Origin of the sequence: Luteibacter sp. dw_328 (genome assembly GCF_018449605.1) — a bacterium.
Taxonomy (GTDB): Bacteria; Pseudomonadota; Gammaproteobacteria; order Xanthomonadales; family Rhodanobacteraceae; genus Luteibacter.
Genome location: NZ_JAAVUW010000001.1, coordinates 692,985 through 712,528, shown reverse-complemented (window position 1 = coordinate 712,528; position 19,544 = coordinate 692,985). Strand labels below are relative to the sequence as shown.

The 19,544-nt window shown below is 61.8% G+C and carries 15 protein-coding genes; 9 read left to right on the top strand and 6 right to left on the bottom strand.

All coding sequences use genetic code 11. From position 1 onward, the window contains the following. Window positions 1-17: 17 nt before the first annotated feature. Window positions 18-860 carry a trypsin-like serine protease gene (locus HB634_RS03135; protein WP_213947507.1) on the bottom strand — a complete coding sequence of 281 codons (843 nt, stop codon included), beginning with the start codon at window positions 858-860 and terminating at the stop codon, window positions 18-20. Between the two features lie 395 nt (window positions 861-1,255). Here HB634_RS03135 and HB634_RS03130 point away from each other — a divergent pair, with 395 nt between their 5' ends. Further along, on the top strand, window positions 1,256-1,702 hold the full coding sequence (locus tag HB634_RS03130; protein WP_231873865.1) for a nuclear transport factor 2 family protein: 447 nt from the start codon (window positions 1,256-1,258) through the stop codon (window positions 1,700-1,702). 35 nt (window positions 1,703-1,737) lie between these two features. Here HB634_RS03130 and HB634_RS03125 read toward each other — a convergent pair whose 3' ends face one another. Then, entirely contained in the window at window positions 1,738-2,508 is a 771-nt protein-coding gene (locus HB634_RS03125; RefSeq protein ID WP_213947506.1) for a hypothetical protein, read from the bottom strand. A 142-nt stretch (window positions 2,509-2,650) separates the two neighbouring features. Here HB634_RS03125 and HB634_RS03120 point away from each other — a divergent pair, with 142 nt between their 5' ends. The 3 genes from HB634_RS03120 to HB634_RS03110 all read left to right on the top strand — a co-directional run bounded on the left by HB634_RS03120 (window position 2,651) and on the right by HB634_RS03110 (window position 4,524). Beyond that, entirely contained in the window at window positions 2,651-3,325 is a 675-nt protein-coding gene (locus HB634_RS03120; RefSeq protein WP_213947505.1) for a hypothetical protein, read from the top strand. 50 nt (window positions 3,326-3,375) lie between these two features. Next, on the top strand, window positions 3,376-3,825 hold the full coding sequence (locus HB634_RS03115; RefSeq protein WP_213947504.1) for a hypothetical protein: 450 nt from the start codon (window positions 3,376-3,378) through the stop codon (window positions 3,823-3,825). A 93-nt stretch (window positions 3,826-3,918) separates the two neighbouring features. After that, entirely contained in the window at window positions 3,919-4,524 is a 606-nt protein-coding gene (locus tag HB634_RS03110; protein ID WP_213947503.1) for an HAD family phosphatase, read from the top strand. Between the two features lie 95 nt (window positions 4,525-4,619). Here the strand turns inward: HB634_RS03110 and HB634_RS03105 are convergent, their stop codons facing one another. Then, the gene (locus HB634_RS03105) at window positions 4,620-4,970 is read right to left on the bottom strand and encodes a hypothetical protein (RefSeq protein WP_213947502.1); all 351 of its coding nucleotides are present in this window, start codon (window positions 4,968-4,970) and stop codon (window positions 4,620-4,622) included. On the opposite strand from HB634_RS03105, the gene HB634_RS03100 reads away from it, so the two are divergent. From HB634_RS03100 to HB634_RS03090, 3 genes are all read left to right on the top strand, one after another. Further along, a complete protein-coding gene (locus tag HB634_RS03100) occupies window positions 4,948-5,496 on the top strand; it encodes a hypothetical protein (RefSeq protein WP_213947501.1) in 549 nt (182 codons plus the stop codon). The two genes, HB634_RS03105 and HB634_RS03100, sit on opposite strands and share 23 nt — an antisense overlap. Then, window positions 5,472-5,708, top strand: coding sequence for a hypothetical protein (locus HB634_RS03095; protein WP_213947500.1), 237 nt, complete (start codon window positions 5,472-5,474; stop codon window positions 5,706-5,708). Before HB634_RS03100 ends, HB634_RS03095 begins: the two co-directional genes overlap by 25 nt. 231 nt (window positions 5,709-5,939) lie before the next feature. Then, window positions 5,940-6,674 (top strand): alpha/beta fold hydrolase, encoded by a 735-nt coding sequence (locus tag HB634_RS03090; protein ID WP_213947499.1) that lies wholly within the window; start codon window positions 5,940-5,942, stop codon window positions 6,672-6,674. A gap of 12 nt (window positions 6,675-6,686) precedes the next feature. Here the strand turns inward: HB634_RS03090 and HB634_RS03085 are convergent, their stop codons facing one another. Genes HB634_RS03085 through HB634_RS03075 form a run of 3 tightly spaced genes read right to left on the bottom strand, consistent with a single transcriptional unit; the run spans window position 6,687 to window position 14,861 of the window. Next, the gene (locus HB634_RS03085) at window positions 6,687-11,969 is read right to left on the bottom strand and encodes a non-ribosomal peptide synthetase (RefSeq protein WP_213947498.1); all 5,283 of its coding nucleotides are present in this window, start codon (window positions 11,967-11,969) and stop codon (window positions 6,687-6,689) included. A 37-nt stretch (window positions 11,970-12,006) separates the two neighbouring features. Further along, the gene (locus HB634_RS03080; RefSeq protein ID WP_213947497.1) at window positions 12,007-12,768 is read right to left on the bottom strand and encodes a metallophosphoesterase; all 762 of its coding nucleotides are present in this window, start codon (window positions 12,766-12,768) and stop codon (window positions 12,007-12,009) included. A 26-nt stretch (window positions 12,769-12,794) separates the two neighbouring features. After that, window positions 12,795-14,861, bottom strand: a complete 2,067-nt coding sequence (locus tag HB634_RS03075) for a TonB-dependent receptor (RefSeq protein ID WP_213947496.1) — start codon at window positions 14,859-14,861, stop codon at window positions 12,795-12,797. A gap of 547 nt (window positions 14,862-15,408) precedes the next feature. Here HB634_RS03075 and HB634_RS03070 point away from each other — a divergent pair. Beyond that, window positions 15,409-17,808: a penicillin acylase family protein gene (locus HB634_RS03070; protein WP_213947495.1), complete on the top strand. Its 2,400-nt coding sequence runs from the start codon at window positions 15,409-15,411 to the stop codon at window positions 17,806-17,808. Next, complete coding sequence (locus HB634_RS03065) at window positions 17,805-19,508, top strand: cyclic peptide export ABC transporter (protein WP_213947494.1); 1,704 nt, start codon at window positions 17,805-17,807, stop codon at window positions 19,506-19,508. The genes HB634_RS03070 and HB634_RS03065 overlap by 4 nt, the downstream gene beginning before the upstream one ends. Window positions 19,509-19,544: the final 36 nt, after the last annotated feature.

The window sequence follows — 19,544 nt, the reverse complement described above, 5'->3', positions numbered from 1 at the left end:
GACCCGCCAACAGCGCTTTATCCCTTTGTCATCACGCTTTCTATCCATCGAACGTAGCTCGAGACGCGAACCCCATACACGATTACGCCATAGAGGCCTTCCACAAAGGGGCGACTTGGCGTCCACGTTTTCCAAAAGGGATGGTTTGGAGGATACCTGCTCCAAGAGGCGAGGCCGATGAGTTGCTGCGAGCTCCCATCACCGATGACCAGGGGACCACCACTGTCACCGCTGCCCGTGATACCTTCCAGTGGTAGGCCGGACGGCGGCGGGTCAAAGCGATACCAAACATAACGCTCGTCCGCACCGTCAATCACGTTGAAGGCCCGGCGCAAGACTGTACGATGCGCGCTGCCTGGATCCTGGCCTTTGTCGCCATGTCCCGTTGCTCCCTTGCCCACGAGCTCAGCAGTCATCCCGACTTCTTGATTTCCGCGATAGAGCGGCATGGGCGTTATATCTGTCACTGGCAACGCGAGTTCGATCAGTGCGATATCGTTAGAAGACGCAAGAAACGCGGAGATCTGGGACAGGTCTCCGGATGCCAAGGCCTCAGTGACGATCTCCTCAGGCAACTTCTTGTAGCCGGGATATATCACGACACGTTTGACCTTTCGCGCCACACCGCCGATAAGTACGTCGTCTTCCATGCCTTGCATTTGCATCGGTGCTGCGTGAGCCGCGGTGACAACCCACTTAGGAGCGATCAGGACACCATGCCCCTCACCAGGCATGTCTACCAGCGCGGGAAATGCCGAAGGCGGGATTCGATATTTTCCATCGTCAACGTCAGCTCGGGTGACAACGGCTCCGACAGCGGTCGAGACGGCAAGTAGACAGAAGGCGAGTCTCCATTTCATTTACACATCCTCATCGTGCTCCAGCGTCCCAAGTTAGGGGTCGAGTTGAATTAGCAAACCCTATGCCATCCCTGGTGGGGACGATTAGCCGACGGAATCATAGAGATAGGGAAATGCCTCTGCATGAAGCAGCGTCCGCGGACACTCTTGCGGACACCCCTTCGGACAACATCCTTGAAGACGTGCGTGCGGCTGGTCTATTCGTGGCTACGCCAAGGCAGGGAGGACGATGACCTTTGTCCTGTTGCGCAGTCGTTCCGACCTTTCTAGTCTGAGGTTCGCGGGCGTACGGCGCGGCAACTCCACCCATCTGGCGTCAACGCGGCTGATGGTGATCGCACAGAAGGGTCCAAGAAATGAAACCAACTAACCGGTGCGTGTGGATCGTCGTAGCCTTGATCTCGCAACTGTCGTGCACGCTGGACGTGATAGCACAGGACGCGCCGGACGATCCGGCCCTGACGACTACCATTGCAGCGCTCGATACGAAGCTCTTCAATGCATATAACACTTGCAACCTGAGTGCTTTCGGTGATTATTTCTCACCCACAGTCGAGTTCTACCATGACAAAGGCGGCGCGACTTTCGACCGGGCTACGGTCGTCTCCAATACCAAGAAATACATCTGTGGGAAAGTGCATCGCGAGTTGATCGTCTCGAGCTTGCATGTCTATCCCATAAAGGACTTTGGTGCGATCGAAGAGGGCGAGCATCGATTCTGTGAGATTGCTACAGGGCATTGCGAAGGCGTCGCGAAATTCTTGATCGTCTGGCAGAACGTGGCGGGCAAGTGGCAGGCTACGCGTGTACTCAGCTTTGGGCATCGCCCCATCGATGACTAGCGGTTCCTGGCGGTATCAGCGGGAAGTTCGATGGCTTACGTAGCGTGGGGCACTACGGGAGTGCCGTCCGAGAACGTGCTTGTCGCGACCAGAAAGACCGAGATGGGCGGAAGCGTGGCGATGTCAGCATCATGGCCCGGAAGCAGGTACCAGTAATTACCGCCCATGACGGGTGAACCGGGCAGGTTTGCGCCCCAGGTCGCGCCGTCCTTGGTAGGCACGTAGAACATGACATGGGCCATGTTGTGTTCGCCCTGTGCGGAAAGGTACGCGTTCTTCGACATCATGTAGCACATGGCGCCCGCCGCGAGCCGCGGAATCTCGCCAGTCCGCAGGGCAGCCTTGATGCGATCCATGATCTGCCCATCGGACTTGCCCGCAAGGGTAAGAGCAGTGCGCAGCTTGAGGAGGGCCGTCATCGTGGGCACGGCCGGCGGATTATCGCAGGCGGCGGCAAGGATCTTGGTGTCCCAGCGCTCGGGCCAATCGGGAGCGCCGCCGAAGCCGCGGCCCACGTAGCAGACGAAGCCATTGGTTCCCTTGACCGCCGTTTCGTATCCCGTACGCGTCAGCACCAGGACGGTCGCGTCTTTGGCAATGGCCGGCGGGGCGGCGCTCCTGGCCAGGCTGATTTCCGTTGCCCGGTCCAACAGATAGGCGTCAATCGGCGCCATTCCGGGACTGTCTTTCGCGTGAAGCGCCGCGCTGGCGAGGCCGAAAAGGAGCGACGCCGCGCAGGCTGCTACGTGGCCGAAACGGCGTGTCGGAAGCCAGCCGAGCATACGGTTGAGAGGACGGATCATCATCTTGGGTTCTCCTGGATGGCGGAGGTCGCCATATTCAGACGTCGATTGAGTGAAGCGGAAATCGACAGCCTCAAGAAAAAGGCCGATTGACGTGGGCCAAGTGGAGCGAGCTATGATCCGCCGGAGTCAGGGGAGGATGACAATGCAGTCTCTAACTGCTATTCCTATATCAGGAAATCGACTTCCAGGTTGGCTGGCGGTCACCAGCGGCGTCTTCGGCATCGCGGCGTTTGCATGCCTCATCGTGTTCCTGGTGATGAGACCTTCGGATCCGCAGACCTCTCGTCTTCTGCTCAGGAGCCATGATGCCGGGGTCATTGTTCAATCTCTCTGCCTGATGCCGTTCGCCCTTGCGCTGGGCACTATCGCTCGCCAGCATTCGCCTGGATCGAGTCGGGTGATGGGTGTCGCGGCGGTAACCTTTCTCACCCTGGTCGTTATCCTGATGGTGTTGAGCTTCTTCCACGTCGTCGCGGATGTGCTCTACATGATCCCCCAGGGCGCGGTTGGCGGGTGGCTCATCGCCGTTTGCCGGCAGCATGCCAACGGTCTACCGAAGGGTCTGCGGAGACTAGGCATCGTGGCAGGGGTCGGTCTCATTTTGATCAGCGTTTTCCCCATCGGTTACGCGCTGTTCGTCGATCCAGCGATCTTGCACGGTCCGATCTCCGATGACGATCCGACTCCGCCCGGGACGGAGAGGGCGAATGGGATCGTTCACCTGGTGCTCGCCATTGGCACGTTGATCGGTTGCTCCATGTATCCGCTCTGGAGCGCTTTGGCCGGTCGTTGGCTTCTTTTACGGGGGGATCGGTGAGGGCCCGCACGGACAGCATGCTCGAGAGGTCTGTTCTGGCGGCATTCGTCATGGCTATCGCCGGTTGCGCGACGGTCGACCCTGCGCGGATTCACCTTGCTGTGGACACCTCCGGCCTGAAGTGCCACACGCAAGCCCATACGGGCAACGTACACCTTACGGTGCGCAACGATAGTCGCGCGAAACTCAAGCTGTCGATTGACTCGACTAAACATCAACCGCCGTATGAGCTCAACTGGCTCGCTTTCCATATTTTGAAAGAAGACGGTGTGAGAGACTGGGATCACGCCACCGGGCACGGGCCGATGGCGCCTGACATGTTGTCAGTCGACCCCGACGACAACATCGAACTCACCGTCCCGTTCTACGAACTAAAGCCCGATGATTACGCCAGGACCTACGTCATCCAGATCGAGGATCGGCGTGATCATCAATTCACAACGGCCCCGTTCAAGCTGTGCGATGTATCGCAACACCGCGGGCGACCGCTGTCTCGATGAAGACGGACGTTTCCATGCTCAACGATGAGCTGGCGGTTTACGGCCCGGGGTATATATCATCGGAACGCCAGATTTTCTGTCAGGACCCGATTAGTGAAGAACGTTCTCTTCGACATGGACGGCGTCCTGGTCGATTACGAGCCTGCCGTTCGCGTTGCCTGCCTTTCGTCAGCACTGGGCAGGACGACGCTCGACGTACACGCAGCGATCTACGGTTCGGGCATCGAAGCGGCGGCTGACGCTGGTCGTTTAGATGCACGCGGGTATCTCGACGCGTTGTCTGCGCATCTGGGCGCGCCAGTCTCCGCAGAAGCCTGGGTGGAGGCACGCAAACGCGCGACAACGCCACGTTCGTGGGCGATCGAGCTCGCACTGTCGGTAGCCGAGACCGCCGGCGTCGCCATCCTTACCAACAATGGCCGGCTGCTCGCAGATCACTGGCAGGCGATCGTTCCCGAGTTCTTTCCGGTCTTCACCGGTCGAGCGTTGGTCGCCGCGGACTTCGGAGCGGCGAAACCGGATCCTGCTGTGTACCGCGCGGCCGTGGCATGGCTTGGATGGAAAGCTGAGGAAACGCTGTTTATTGACGACGTGGCTGCCAACGTCGATGGCGCGGTGCAGGCTGGACTCGTTGGGCACGTATACCGGGACAGAGAAGCTATGCAGGAGGCTATTGTGGCGTTCTTGCGCAGCGTTTAGGCGTTGGGCGCAGGTAAAGCGGTCGCCACCCGCTTACGAATGGGAAGGTAAGAAATAACCAAGACTCCTTCCTGCCCGCCGCTGGGCACGCATTCTCAGCTGCCCTTTCCCATCGTGGCGAACATGACGACGGCGGCGACAAGCATAACGAACGTAGCGATCCATCCCAGGACCTTCAGACCTCGGCCAATACCGTGGTTGCCCATGGTCTTCGGGCGGTTTGCGATGATCATGATGGCGACCATCATCGGCACCGCACAAATCCCATTGACCACCGCGGCTGTCTTTCGCGTGTAGCGGCCCGCTGGCCAGGCCGAACAGGAGCGCCGCCGCATATGCTGCGTGGCCGAAGATGGGGTTGCGAGGACGGATCGCCATTGTGATTTCTCCTGGATGGCGGAGGTCGCCATATTCAGACGTCGATTGAGCGAAGCGGAAATCGACATCTGGACTTCGGCCTATATCGTCTGGGGTAGCCACAAAAACCTGCTGCGAGATACATTAATGACAATGCTCCCTCTCACCGAAAATACTGAATCAGGAAATCGACTTGCAGGTCGGTTGGCGATCGTCAGTGGTGTCTTCGGAATCGCGGCGTTTGCGTGCCTCATCGTATTCCTGGTGATGAGACCTTCGGATCAGCAGGCCTCTCGCATTCTGCTCAGGAGCCATGATGCCGGGATCATTGTTCAAGCTCTCTGCCTGATTCCGTTCACCCTTGCGCTGGACGCGATCGCCCGCCGGTATTCGCTCGGATCGAGTCGGGTGATGGGCGCCACAGCCGTCACGTTTCTCACCCTCATCGTTATCCTGTTGTTGTTGAGCTTCGTCAAAGTCGTCGCGGATGTGCTCTACATGATCCCCAAGGTGCGGTTGGGGTGTGGCTCATCGTCGTCTGTCGACAGAAGGCCAACGGTCTACCGACAGGACTGCGGAGACTGGGCGTCGTGGCCGGCGTCGGTCTCCTATTGATCAGCTTTTTCCCCGTCGGCTACTCGCTGTTCGTCGATCCGGCGATGTTGCACGGTCCGATCTCCGATGATGATCCGACTCCGCCCGGGACGGAGAGGGCAAACGGGATCGTCCACATGGTGCTTGCCATTGGCACGCTGATCGGTTGCTCGATGTATCCGCTCTGGAGTGCTTTGGCCGGTCGCTGGCTCCTGTTACGCGGGGACCGGTGACGGCCCGCAGAACCCAACTGGCCCGTCATTTTACGAAAACAACCCGTTCGGCGATGCGGAAGGCCTTGGCAGCGAGTTCGATGGCGGCTACGACAACAGCCTGAAGCCGAATTGTGCCCTGACCTACGAGCTGTTCCGTGCGTCTTCGTCATCGCATCGAGGACACCGTGTATCAGCGGGCGCTACGCGGTAATCTTATCGAATCGTCCTGTCGATTGAAGCTGACACCACATGGAAATCGATTCACCCTGGTTTGTCCGCCGCCGCAAGGTTGCGCCAAGTGTGCGGCTGTTTTGCTTTCCCTATTCGGGGGGGCAGGCGGGTCTTTATGCACCGTGGCAGGCGGCGCTCGGGGAGGAGGTAGAGGTGTGCGGTATCCAGTTGCCCGGACGCGGTGCGCGTATTCGTGAAACGCCGTTTCGCTCGCTGGATGCCGTCGTCGATGCGGTGGCGCCGCTCATCGCTGAGGAGGACGACGCGCCTTTTGCGATCTTCGGTCACAGCATGGGGGCATTGCTCGCTTATGAGGTGACGCGCCGGTTAATACATGTCTACGACAGGGTGCCCGCCCGTCTCTTTGTGTCCGGCTGCGAGGCGCCGCGCCTTCGTTCACCCGGCACTATGCATCTGCTCTCGGACGCCGCGCTTATCGACGAACTGCGTCGACTCAACGGCACGCCCCAAGCCGTTCTCGCGAACCGGGAGTTGCTCGAGCTATTTCTTCCCATCCTGCGTGCGGATTTCAGTATCGGCGGCACGTATGCCTATCAGGCGCCGGCGCCACTGGACGTGCCCATTACCGTCTTGGCGGGCACGAGTGACCCGTATACGCCGCACGCACGGGTTGCGCCCTGGCTCGACGAATCACAGCGCGGGGGCGAGGTGCGATGGTTCGATGGCGATCATTTTTTCATCCATTCGTCTCAGGCCGACGTGCTAACGTGTATCGAGGCGGCCTTGGCCTGACGCCGTCAGGAACTACCGCACACGCGCACCGCGACGCGACAAGGCGGCACGCCGCGCGTCGGCGCGCGCACTCGTCTCCATCGTTCGCTGCCCGTCTTCCGGCGCCGGCTCCGTGCTTCCCAGGGCTGTCGCCAGCGAACGGACGGTCGGATACAGGTAAACATCGGTGATGGCCACCATACGCGGCGGCGAAAGCGCATTTAGCCGAACGACAAACTGACTGAGCAACGCCGAGTTCGCACCCAGTTCGGCGAAGTTCCTGGAAACATCGATCATCTCGATGGGCAACTGGCAGAGCTCGCTCAGGAGTTGGGCCACGGCTGTCTCCAGCGGCGTTGCCGGAGCGTGGACACGAGGCGGCGCGACTGAATTAAGGTCGATGGCACGCAGCGCTGCACGGTCTATCTTTCCGAGCGAGGTCACCGGGAGGTGGGGCAAGGGCACGAACACAGTGGGAATCATGTAGCTGGGAAGGTGCGCTGCCAGGTGCGCGCAAAGGAGCCCTGCATGCGCTGCATCGATACCTGCAATATAGGCGACGACGGGCCCGCGTCGGACTCCGCTCCCGTGCTGCATAACCACGACCTCGTGAACACCCGCCGCGCGGCGGATCGCATATTCAACCTCGGCGGGCTCGACGCGATGGCCTTCGACGCTGATCTGGTCGTCCTGGCGGCCGGTCACGACCAGGCGACCATCTGGGTCGCGAGTGGCGAGGTCGCCTGTCCGGTAGAGACGCTCGCCGGGAAGGAAAGGGTCGTCGATGAACCGCGAAGCCGTAAGCGCGTCGTCGCCCACGTAGCCGCGTGCGAGCTGGACACCGCCGACGTGCAACTCGCCAGCCATGCCCTCGGCGACCGGCTCGCCATTGTCATCGAGGATATACAGCGGGGTATTCGGTAGCGCGTGGCCCGCGGGTAGCTGCACCGGCCCCTCGTACGGGCGTGGCACGTCGAAACAGGCGACGTCGGAGGCGACCTCGGTCGATCCATAGAAGTAGGTCAGGGTAACCTTCGGCGATGCACGATGCACCTCCGCGACAAGATCGGATCGCAGTACGTCGGCACCGATGAACCAGTGACGCAGATGCGGTAACGCGCCCAGGCGGTCGCCTTCCTGCTCGACAATCATGCGCAGCAACGAGGGGGAGGATGCCGTCGAGGTGATCGCATGGCGATCCAGGGTGTCGAGGATGAGTTCGGGGCGATTGAGTTCTCCCTCGGGCTGGACGACCAGGGTCGCACCACTGCACAAGGCGAAGAGGATTTCGCGCTCGGCACGCACGAAGCCGAGCGGTGTCGTGTGCAGGATGCGGTCGCCAGGGCCTGTCTGGAAATGGCGAATCATCCATTCCGTACGGTTGGCGATTCCGCGATGCAAGCCGATGACGCCCTTGGGTCGGCCGGTCGAGCCAGAGGTGTAGATAATATAGGCCGCGTCGTCCTCGTTCAGGTCGATCGGCAATGCAAGGTCGTTCTCGTGTCCAGATAAATGCGCGATGTTCAGCACCGCGACGGCGCCGGCCTCGAGTGGCGCGAGGTCATCCAGGTTGGTGAGAAGGAGAGTCACACCGGCATCGCCGAGGATGTAGTGGCAACGCTCCACAGGCAGCGAGGGCTCGAGCATGACACTGCAGGCACCGGCTTTCAGCGCCGCGAGAAAGGCCAGCACCATGTCGGTCGATCGACGCAGATAGAGCGCCACGCGGTCGCCGACGCCGACGCCGCGGTCCCGCAGCGCATTGGCCAGGCGGTTCGCAGCACGATCGAGTTCCTCATAGCTCAGCACGGTGTCTTCGAAGATGACGGCTGGCGCCCGCGGCTGCGTGAGTGCCATCGCCTCGAACCGGGTATGAATGCAGCGGTGTTCCGGCCGGGGTGTGGCGAAGCCGGCCGATTTGGCCAGTTGGCGGCGCCGGGTCTCCGCGTCGATCAATGGGAGGACACGAACGGCGCGCGGATCCCGGGCAAGCATCGCGCCGAGTACTTCGCGGTACATCGAGGCCACGCTGGCGATGCGGACCGAGGAAAAGAGCGCCGTGCTGTAGACGAACTTCGCCTGGAGTCCGCCGTCATGCATCGCAACGGTCAGGGCGAGATCCGCAGGCGTGGTCGTTGTCGGTACCGCATGCGGTTGGATGATCCATCCGTCCACATCCAGCGGAGCGCCATGAAGGTTCATCAGGAACGGTTCGACACCCTCAAGCGACTGCGACTGGAGTAGTGCGAAGCGAAGGTTCGGCGAGACTGCCGAGGCCCAGTCGGTACGCGCCGCGTGTTCGCGGAGCGCACGATGCGATGGCGCACGACGCATCGTCAGGATGTCGAGCATGCTCTTGCGTACGGCGTGAACGACCATTGTCGCATCGTCATCCGGGTGCACGTGACAGGGAACGTGCTTGAGGTCGACGAAACATCCCACCGCATCGTTATGCGTTCCCGAGGGGCGGTCCGACACGGGAATTCCCAAGACGAAATCGTCCGTGCCACCGAGTCGGCGCAATACGATCGCCCAAGCGGCCAGGAGGACGTGAAAGGGCGTGGCACCCAACGTAGCGGCGTACGCACCGAGGCCCGTCAAGTCCGTAGCGGGCAGCGTGAGCAGGTGCTCCGCGCCGGCGAAAATGAAACGAGACGGCCTTGGGCCATCGCCGGGCAATTCCAGGATGGCGGGGCTATCGCCCACCACGTTCGCGTAGCCGCGCAGCGCCGCCTTGCCATCGTCACTGTCCAACCACGCGTCACGTTCGGCTTCGAAGCGTTCGTACGCGTTCGATGGATGGATGGCAGGCTCCTCGCCACGCATGAGCGCTGTGTAGTCGCCGCCGAGCCATCGCACGAGGTTCTGCATCGATCGCGCATCGACCGCGATGTGGTGCACGCGAAGTTGTACCGTATACCGTCCCTCGGCACGGCGCAGCAGGTTCACCAGGAACACTGGGCCTTCGGCAAGGTCGATCCGACGGCCGGCTTCCGCGGACAGGAAAGTGTCGACGTCGCCGTCCGACCAGCATTGTGCGTCCAGCACCCTGAGATGCTGCTTGCCGTCCGTGGCAACGACCGGATGGATGCCGCCGTCGTGCTCCTTATAGGTAGTTGCAAGGATGGGAAAGCGGCGAACCAGGCGTTCCACCGCTCGTGCAAACGTAACCTCGGCCAGGGGGGCTGCGGTGTCGAAAGCCGTCGAGATCGTGTAGGCGGCGCTTTGCGGATACATCGCATGGCCTTGCCAGATCGCCTGGCGTAGCGAGCCCGTGTGGTCCGGCAAAACCGCCGCCGACGTCGCGGACACCGACATGACCTGTCCTCCGGCTGCACGCGAAAGTGCCTGTTCGAGTGTCATGCCACCCAGCAGTTCCGCCATATCCAGCCGGGCGCCGTACTGGCGCGCGAACAGATGCTCCAGCTCGGCTGCCCGTAGCGAATCGAGACCTTGTGCGGCCAACGACCGGGAGGGCTCCAGCGCCTCCTCTGGTAGTTCAAGTACATGGGCGATGACCGCCAACGGTGTGGTGGGCATGGTCGCGAGGTCATCCTCGCCGATGTCCGTCGACGTCGCCGCGACGTCGAATCGTGCGACGACGCCCGGTAGACAACCTGACAGCAACGCGTCCCGGCAAGCGGAGCGACGGAGCTTGCCGCTGGACGTCTTCGGCACGGTGGCAGGTTTGCTCAGAACGAGCACCTGCAATCGAACGCCGAACGTGTCGGCCACATGGGCAGCGATCGCTTGGAAAAGCGCCTCGTGCGAATCGCGGCGCACCGCCGTGCGTTCGAGTTCCTGTACCAGCACGAGCGCTTCGCCATTGTCGCCGACGATGGCGAATGCGGCGCCGCATCCTTCGCGAAGCTCCGGGAAAGCATGCTGCACCGATGTTTCGATGTCCTGGGGATAATAGTTTCGCCCACGGACGATGATCAGGTCTTTGTGTCGCCCGGTGATGTAGAGCTCGCCGTCGTGGACGAAGCCGAGGTCGCCGGTGCGTAGCCAGGTATCGTCGCTTCCGTCGATGCGTGCCTGAAATCGATCGGCATTGATCGCCTCGCGACGCCAATAACCACGGGTGACGCTCGGTCCGCGAATGCATATCTCACCGATAGCTCCGGCCTCGCGTAACCGACTGGACAGGGGGTCGACGATACGAATCGCGTGGTTGTCGACACGACCAGAACCTGCCAGTTCGATCGCGGCAACGTCATCGTCGACGGGTTCGGCAACGTTCGTGGCGAGGGCAGCCCGACTCACGTGCAGGGTGGTCGGCCCTGCACCGGGAACGGCGCCCGTGACCAGGAGCGTTCCCTCGGCGAGGCCGTAACAGGGATAAAACGCCTCGCGACGAAAGCCCTGCGCCGCGAATCGGCGCGAAAAGGTATTCATCGTCGCCGGTGATACCGGTTCGGCGCCGTTGAACGCTACACGCCAGCGACTCAGGTCCAGGTTCGACCGACGCACCTCGTCTATGCGGCGGACGCACAAGCCGTACGCGAAGTCGGGACCACCGCTGATCGTGGCCCTGTAACGACTGATGACTTCAAGCCAGCGTGCCGGATCCTGCAGGAAGGTCAGCGGCTGCATCAGCACCGCCGTCGCGCCGAGATAGAGTGGTTGCAAGATGTTTCCGATGAGCCCCATGTCATGGTATTGCGGCAGCCACCCGGCGACGATGTCCGAGGCGCCGTTGCCGAAGCTCGATTGGATCAGTGCCTGATTGGCGATGAGATTGCCGTGCGAGACCATGACGCCCTTCGGGTCGCCGGTCGAACCGGACGTGTACTGCAGGAAGGCGATCGTTTCCGGTGTGATTGCCACGGGCTCGGAAAGCGTCGGGCCGGCATCGTAGTCGACGCTGGTGGTATGTATTTGCAAGCCCGCTGGGGCGCCGCCGCCAAGCATCCAGTGAGTGACACCGTCGCGGTGCGAATCGTCGGTCAGAAGATGGGCGGCGCCAGCATCTGCGGCAATCGTGGACAGCCGTGCCCAGCTGTCGGCCCGTGCATTGGGCAGGTAGACCGGTACCGCGATGATACCCGCGTAGAGGCAGCCCATGAAGGCTTCGATGAAAGCGAGGCCTGGAGGATAGAGCAGCAACGCCACGTCACCCGGATTGGCCTCCTCGAGCAAACGCGCCGCGATGCGCCGCGCGCTCCGGTCGAGCGCGCCGTAGCTCAGGAGTCGCTCGTCTGCCTCGTCGTTGGCGCCGACGAAACGGTACAGCGTGCGTTCGGGAGTCGTCGAAGCATGGCTGCGCAACGCGTCGACGATGGAGGGAAAGCTGGGTAGACGGGAGTGGGACACGACGCTGGATCCTTCGCTGGGTCGTAATGGGGATGTCTTAGGCGTTCAACCATGGATCGATGCAGTGCAGGCGCGCGCTCTCCGGCGTCTGCTCGGCGGGATAGCCGAAGGCGCGATTGACGTATGTGACGCCATCGCGTTCGATCGTGACCTGCCGGTGGCTGTGTCCAAACACATGCAGGTGGGATCCCAGTTCACGGATGCATGGATCGAGCGCGCTCGTACCCATGACCGGATCGAGAAACGTCCACTTCTCGCTGCGGGTGAGCAGATCGCGGCGCGGGACGAAATGTGAAAAGGTGACGACCGTGCGCGCGACCGGCCGCGCCGTCGTATTCGATGCGAGTAACCGCGCGCACACAGCTGCATCGTCCACTCCCGCAGGCCAGCGGCAGGCACGGAAATCGGCCCAGCGCTGGCGTAGTTCCGGGCTGTACTCGCCGAACGTGCCGTCATACCAGGAGAGCAGGGGTACGATCGCCAGTTCCGGGGTGATCCAGGCCTGCGTGGATACCCCGTGGTCGGCCGCCAGGGTGCGCAGGTGGTCGAGTCTGTCGAACGAATCGATACCGGGAGCCTCGCGATAAACCCAGAGGTCATGGTTGCCCGGTACGAACAGCACGATGTGAAAGCGTCGGGCTAGGGCTTCCAGGCACCAACGCAACGAGGCGATCGAATCGGACACGTCACCCGCGAGGATGAGCGCATCGTGCCGGTGGTCGTGCAGGGAGAGTTCGTCCACCCATTGCCGGTTGGTCGGATGATCGATGTGAATATCAGAGAGGGCAAAAAGTCTCACCGGCAGTTTCCCGTCATCGCGCCGGCCTAGAACTTCAGCTCATAGTCGGCACGAATGGTCGCCTGGGAGGGGCGGTGGGTAACCTGACGCATATCGCCATTCTCGTCGAAGTACTCGTTGCCCGTGACGAAATCCTGGCGCAACAGGTTGGCCAGACTCAGTCGCAGCGACGACGCCTTCGACATGTTCCACAGTGCATACATGTCCAACACCCGCCTCGCGGCACTGCTGTTGATCTGGCGTGGGGCGCTACGCACCGGCCCGCCCGTCTTGAAGGTGTAGCTCGCGCCACCGCTCCAGCCTGGTGAGAACCGATAGTCCACCGAAAGCGTGGAACTCAAGCGGGTCTGGTCGTTGATGCGGTTGTTCGCACCGGGAACGTCGTCGACATTGGACCAGTTCCGGGTGACGTTGAAGCGGACGTTCATGGCCGGCGCGCCGTTGATCAGCTGGTCGAGCGAGAACTTGCTGTCCATCTCGACACCCCAGGCCTTCGCATCTCCGCCGTTGAACGGCGAGGACACCCAGCGGCCATCCACCAGGTTCACCTCCTCGCGGATGACGTTCTGGATCCGGCGGGCGTAGGTGCCGATGCTGACCATGGCATCGTCCTTCCAGTAGTGCTCGAAGGAGAGATCCATGCCCAGTGCGAGCTCGGGTCGCAGCGCCGGGTTGCCAAGGGTATCGGGGTTCAGCGGGGTGTTGTTCGTCGACGTATAGGGCCGGGGAATCAACGAGGCGATCGGTGGCGCGTTGTAGGTGCGACTGAATGCCAGTCGTACCTGGTCCTTCTTCATGCCGGGTATCTTCCACAGCGACTGGATCAGCGGCGAGAGGACCTTTTCATGATTGCTGATCCTACCGAAGTCACGGCCACTGCTGCTGGTCGAGAGTTCTTCCAGGCGCAGGCCATAGTAGAGCGACCACATCGGCGTGATCGTCCATTCATCCTGCGCATAGAGGCCGAGCCGGCCGATCTTCGCGTTGAACGAGAGATCGCTGTTCTCGGGGTCCACGCCGATCACATTGGTGCCGGTCTGCACGCGATCTTCGCTGCGGTGATTGATTCCGCCATCCCAGCCGAGCTCCAGCAGGTGGTCCTCGACGTAGGGCAGGGAATACTTGCCGGTGAGATTGAAGCCATGCCCCCGCACCCGCGATCGCGTTACGGTGTCGAGGTTGAGCACGTCGTCGACGTCGTAGCCCTGCTCGCGAAAATCGCCATTGGTGCGATCGGCATTGAGTGTCAGCTTGGTGTCGAGGTGGCCTGACTGGGTAAAGTCGTGCGACCAGGAAAGATCCGCGCGACCCTGTGCGGAGCGGTTGTCCGTTCGCTGGTGATCGCGCGGATGCGCCTGGGTGTCTCCGAGCAAGGTATCGGAGGTGATATCGCCGGTGCGGACCAGGTGCGAGGCATCGATAAAGGTTTCCAGCGACACCTTGTCGCCGTTGTGCAGGGTCATGTTGACGCTGGGCGCCATGGACAGTGTGTCGTTCTGTCCGCGCACGTGAAGACTTCCATACCGAAGCAGGTTCGGCACGCCACTGGCATCCACGCCCGTCTGCACACTGCTCTCGGTGACGAGGTAGTTGCGCCTCGCGACGGCCGCATTGAGCGCGTAGGAGACATCACCCACGCGGTCGGACACCTGCCAGGTAACGCCGGGCGTGACACGCCCGCGCGCCATTGCCGTACTGAGCTTCACCGACCCATTGCGCTTAATCGCGGCCTTTTTCAGGATGATGTTGATGGTGCCTGCAATCGACTCCGTGCGGACATCCGCGGTGACCGTGCGCAGTATCTCGACTCGCTCGACCATGTCGGGCGTAAGCGATTCGAGATCGAATCCAAGCGGGGCTTTCTGGCCGTTCAGCAGTATCTGCGTATAGCCGTTGCCCATACCACGCAGGGAAATGGCGCCGGCCTTACCGGGGACGCCGGTGGCCACGGTGACACCAGGAAGGCGCTTTAGCGTATCCGACAGGGTGGTATCGCCGAAGCGTTGCAGCTCGGCTTGCGTGACGACGATGCGTGTCGCGGTATCGTCACGTCGCGCGTCATAACTGCTCGCGTCGACGGATACGCCGCTCATGTCGGTTATCGGTTGCTCGGTTACGGTCGTGGCTTGCTTGGGTGGGTCGGTCGCCAATGCGATCCCGGGCATGCCGAGTGCAAGGAGAATGGAATGTCGAAGGAGGTATCGGCGGGGCAATGCCACGCGAACTGGGCGGATGACCGTGTACAAACCTTGCGTGCTCCTGCGTTGGGCTATGAAGCCCGCTTCCTGACGATCGCCGAATGACTCGTGGACCCTAGCAAATCGCATCGCTCCAAGGCAACCCGTACGATGGCCTCCGCGTGAAGATCGACGGGCGTGCATTTGGTCACACTAATTCGGCACAATGCCCGTTACCGTACGACGTCCATCGGGGTGGACGTGAAGACGGGACAGCAGTGGTCAGACGCTTTTGCGTATGTCAGGCTGTGTCGATGTCGGGCCTGTGCTTGCACAGGACACAACGCGGAATGGGGCCGCAACCAGTCATCGCGGTCGGGGAATGCCATTGGTTTTGACAAGGAAGCTCACCAGGAAGGTTTCGGCTGTACGAAGCGAACGGTGGCTATCGCGGCACCCGTTCATGGGGCGCCTGCTCCTGTTCATCGTCCTTCCTCTGCTCGTCGTCGTATCGCTGGTCACGGTGATGCTCACGCGCAGCCTCCCGCGAACGGATGGCACCCTCACCGTTGCCGGGCTCGAACACGACGTTCGTATCGAACGTGACGCGTCGGGCGTTCCGCACATCCAAGCGTCCAGCGAGCACGATGCGTTCTTCGCCATGGGTTACGCGCATGCGCAGGACCGGTTGTGGCAGATGGATTTCCGCCGCCGTCTGGGTAGCGGGCGACTGAGTGAAATCCTTGGAAAAGACTCGCTAGCCACCGACAAACTGATGCGAACACTCGGCCTGTATCGATCGAGTCAGGCGGCGCTGGCCGCGCTGACTCCTGCCGATCGCGATGCCTTGCGCGCCTATGCCGATGGGGTCAATGCGTGGATTGGCGCAGATCTGCCGCTGCCTCCCGAGTATTACTACTTCGGCATCCGTCCCGAACCCTGGGCGGAGGCCGATTCCCTGTTGATGATCAAACTCCTGGCCCTGAGCCTGGGGGGCAACTACAAGGAAGAGCTGGCCAACCAGATCCTCGTCAAGCACCTGGGCTCGAAGCGCGCGAGTGAGCTGCTTGGCAAGGATTTCAGCGCACCGCCGACGGAACTATCCGCCGCTTTATCCGGCAACCTCCATGCGCTAGTCGCCTCTGCGGAGGCACGCGGCGGTCTCGCGGGCGTCGGCGTCGGCAGCAACGCGTGGGCAGTGTCAGGACGACTGACCGCCAGCGGAAAGCCCTTGCTCGCCGGCGATCCGCACCTGAGGGTGCAACTGCCTACGACCTTCTACCTGGCCGATATCGATGCGGGCGACTTGCATGTTTCGGGAGCGACCCTGCCAGGGCTGCCCGTGGTGGTCTTCGGTCACAACCGCGACATCGCTTGGACCGGCACCAACCTGGAAGCCGACGTTCAGGATCTCTACGTCGAACACACCTCGATCGACAAGGAGCAATACGAAACCGCCGACGGTTGGCGGGCCTTCGACGTCCACGATGAGTGGATCAAGGTCGCGCCGGCATTCCCTGCATCGCTGCGCGAGCCGTATCGCCCCATCCGCTGGCGTGTCCGTTCCGCGGTCCAGGGGCCTTTGATCAGCGACGTCTTCGGGGCAGGCGACAATGAGGCCGTGGCCCTGCGCTGGACGGCACTCGATCCCGATGACACCAGTTTCGGTAGCTTTCTTGCGATCAACCGTGCGCGCAACCTCGATCAATTCCGTGCCGCTCTGAAGGGTTTCGTCGCCCCGGCGCTGGCTTTCGTCTATGCAGATTCGGCAGGTCACGTGGCGATGCTCGCCGCCGGCCGAATTCCCATAAGGGGACAGGGGCGCGGCATGCTGCCATCGCCGGGCTGGGTCGATGCCTATGCCTGGAAGGGCAGCATCGACAACGACCAACTCCCATCGGTGATCGATCCGGCGTCAGGCATGGTGGTCAGCGCCAACCAGCGCTTTTTCGCCGACGACTATCCGTATTCGATCTCGACCAGTTGGCAACCCGAGTATCGTGCCCAACGAATCACCGCGATGCTGCAGGCCCTGGTCGGCAAGGGACACCGTATCGAACCGGCCGACTTCGCACGAATTCAGCAGGATACACTCGACACGCAGGCCGGCGAGTTGCTGCCGTTCCTGCGCCGTCAGCAAGGTCGCGACGGCCGCGAACGCGACGCCATTACCCAACTGGCTCATTGGGATGGCGACATGGCGCTCGACAGCGTGGGAGCCTCCATCTATTACGCCTGGTCTCGTCATTTCATGCGGAGGCTCGTCGAAGGACCGCTGCGCGTGGAGATGGTCAACGGGCAGTGGCTCGATACCTTGCGTGACCAATCGGAGACATTCGAGCCCGCCTTCCTCAAGCGCGTGGTCAGCGGGGAGCTGCCTGACTGGTGCAGCGTGGGCGACGGCGCGTGCGACCAGGTCGCGCTGACCGCTCTTGACGACGCGCTGGCCGAGCTCGGCCGCCTCGACGGCCGCCGCATGACAGGGTGGCAATGGGGTGACATGCAGCAGCTCATTCTTCCGCATACGCCGTTCACCGCCTCGCCGTTCCTTTCGACCTTGTTCGATCGGCGTTCCCCGGTCGCCGGAGGACGGTACTCGGTCAACGTCTCGATGGACGCGTTCAGCGAAGAGCGCGGTTACGTCAAGGTCCTCGGTGCGGCGTATCGACAGATCGTGCCGTTGGCCGACCCGGCTGCTTCGCGCTTCGTGCTCGATGCCGGTCAGTCCGGAAACGTGATCGATGCGCACTACGTGGACATGCGCGATATCTACAGCCGTGGCGAGTATGTGCGCCTGGATCGAGGTGCGACGGGCCAGACGCGTGTGTTGTTGCTCAAGCCGGTAGGTGAGGTCGCCCGATGACTGCCGTACGTGAACCGAGGCTCGACCGTGGGCAGTTTCACTTCCTTGCCGCACGCAGCCCGAATGCCTTGTTCGTGTCGGTGGTGGTCGGCATCCTTGGCGGCGCGGCCTACGCAACGCTCGTGCCGCTCATCCTGCTGTCGCTGTCTCCGGTCGCGCCGCTGCTGGGCGAGTTCGTCGAGCAGACGCCGCGCTTCCTGTTCGGATTGCAGATCGCCCATCCGAAATTCGCTCTCGCCTTTGCCTTGATGTGCGTATTTGCACTGGTGGCACGCGCGGTCGCGCAGCTCATCTTCGGCAACATAACCACCTCCGCGGTCAGCGACATGCGCCTGTTCTTCGCCGAGCGCATCCGCCGCTTGCCGATTCAGGATCTGGAGTCGCTGGGCGCTGCGAAGCTGGAGAATGCACTCAACATCGACATCTCGCGTCTTGTCGACGGCGTGTCGATGTACCCGATCATCCTCAGTAACGCCAGTACCATCGTCTGCGCATTGGCGTTCATGGCTTTCCTGCACGTAAAGGTGTTCGTGCTCGTGGTCTGCGTACTGACCTTTGGCGTGCTCAGCTACCGGTTGCCGCTGGTTCTCGGGCAGCGCTACTTCCGTCGCGCCCGCGAAGCACGCGATGGCGTGCAGGAGAGCATTGGCGCCCAGGTGCGCGGTGCGAAGGAACTCAAGCTCAGCGCGGCGAGATACGAACAGTTCATGGATGACGGCATGCGCAAGGACGAGGCCAACATCGTCCGCTGGCTGCGCCGTGGCAACGCCATCCTCTTCCTTGCCGTTCATTACGGCAATCTGATCGGACTGGTCGCGATCGGTGCGATCAGCTTCGTGGCGGCGCCGTTGTACGGCCTGAGCACCGAGTTGCTGGTCAGCATCGTCATGGCGATGCTCTACATCATCGGCCCCGTCGGCATCATCGCCAACACCTTTCCCGGTCTCGTGCAGGGCACAGTCGCCTTAGGCAAGCTCAATACCCTTCTAGGGTCGATGCCTACCGAGGCGGCCGTGGACGATCCACACCCGCCGGTCTGCAACAGCGTCCGTCTGGAGCGCGTCGGCTTTACGTATCCGCGTACCGACGGTTTCAGCATCGGACCGATATCGCTGGAACTTCGCCGTGGCGAAGTAACCTTCATCGTTGGCGGCAATGGTTCGGGCAAGTCGACGCTGGCGAAGATCGTTTCCTGCCATTACAACGCCACGTCGGGGCGGATGCTCTACGACGACCTCGAACTCGACCAGACCATGGTCTATCGCGCGCGTGAGGGCATCTGCGCCATCTACCTCGATTTCTACCTGTTTACGCATCTCTTCGGGCAGAGCCCGGAGGCATTGGAAAAGGCGAACGTATACCTGGAAAAGCTCGGCTTGGCCGGGAAGGTCCGAATCGAAGACGGCATGTTCTCCACGACGGAGCTATCGTCCGGACAGCGAAAGCGCCTCGCCTTGCTGGTGGCGTTCCTCGAGGACAGGAATATCTACGTGTTCGATGAATGGGCTGCCGACCAAGACCCGGAATTCAAGCGCGTGTTCTATACCGAGCTGCTTCCCGAACTCAGGAGCAGGAACAAGATAGTGCTTGTCATAAGCCACGACGACCGGTATTTCGACCAGGCCGACCAACTGATCTTCATGGAACACGGAAAGGTCATCTCGACCGAACGGCGCGAGACGCTCGACATGCCGGCCTGAGGGCCGGAGGAAATGTAGTGGCATGGGGTGGGAGCG

What these genes read in the sequence shown, in the direction of transcription:
- HB634_RS03135 (WP_213947507.1), bottom strand. Translation starts at nt 860, where the DNA reads ATGAAATGGAGACTCGCCTTCTGTCTACTTGCCGTCTCGACCGCTGTC.
- HB634_RS03125 (WP_213947506.1), bottom strand. Translation starts at nt 2,508, where the DNA reads ATGATGATCCGTCCTCTCAACCGTATGCTCGGCTGGCTTCCGACACGC.
- HB634_RS03120 (WP_213947505.1), top strand. Translation starts at nt 2,651, where the DNA reads ATGCAGTCTCTAACTGCTATTCCTATATCAGGAAATCGACTTCCAGGT.
- HB634_RS03115 (WP_213947504.1), top strand. Translation starts at nt 3,376, where the DNA reads ATGGCTATCGCCGGTTGCGCGACGGTCGACCCTGCGCGGATTCACCTT.
- HB634_RS03105 (WP_213947502.1), bottom strand. Translation starts at nt 4,970, where the DNA reads ATGTCGATTTCCGCTTCGCTCAATCGACGTCTGAATATGGCGACCTCC.
- HB634_RS03090 (WP_213947499.1), top strand. Translation starts at nt 5,940, where the DNA reads ATGGAAATCGATTCACCCTGGTTTGTCCGCCGCCGCAAGGTTGCGCCA.
- HB634_RS03075 (WP_213947496.1), bottom strand. Translation starts at nt 14,861, where the DNA reads ATGAGCGGCGTATCCGTCGACGCGAGCAGTTATGACGCGCGACGTGAC.
- HB634_RS03070 (WP_213947495.1), top strand. Translation starts at nt 15,409, where the DNA reads ATGGGGCGCCTGCTCCTGTTCATCGTCCTTCCTCTGCTCGTCGTCGTA.
- HB634_RS03065 (WP_213947494.1), top strand. Translation starts at nt 17,805, where the DNA reads ATGACTGCCGTACGTGAACCGAGGCTCGACCGTGGGCAGTTTCACTTC.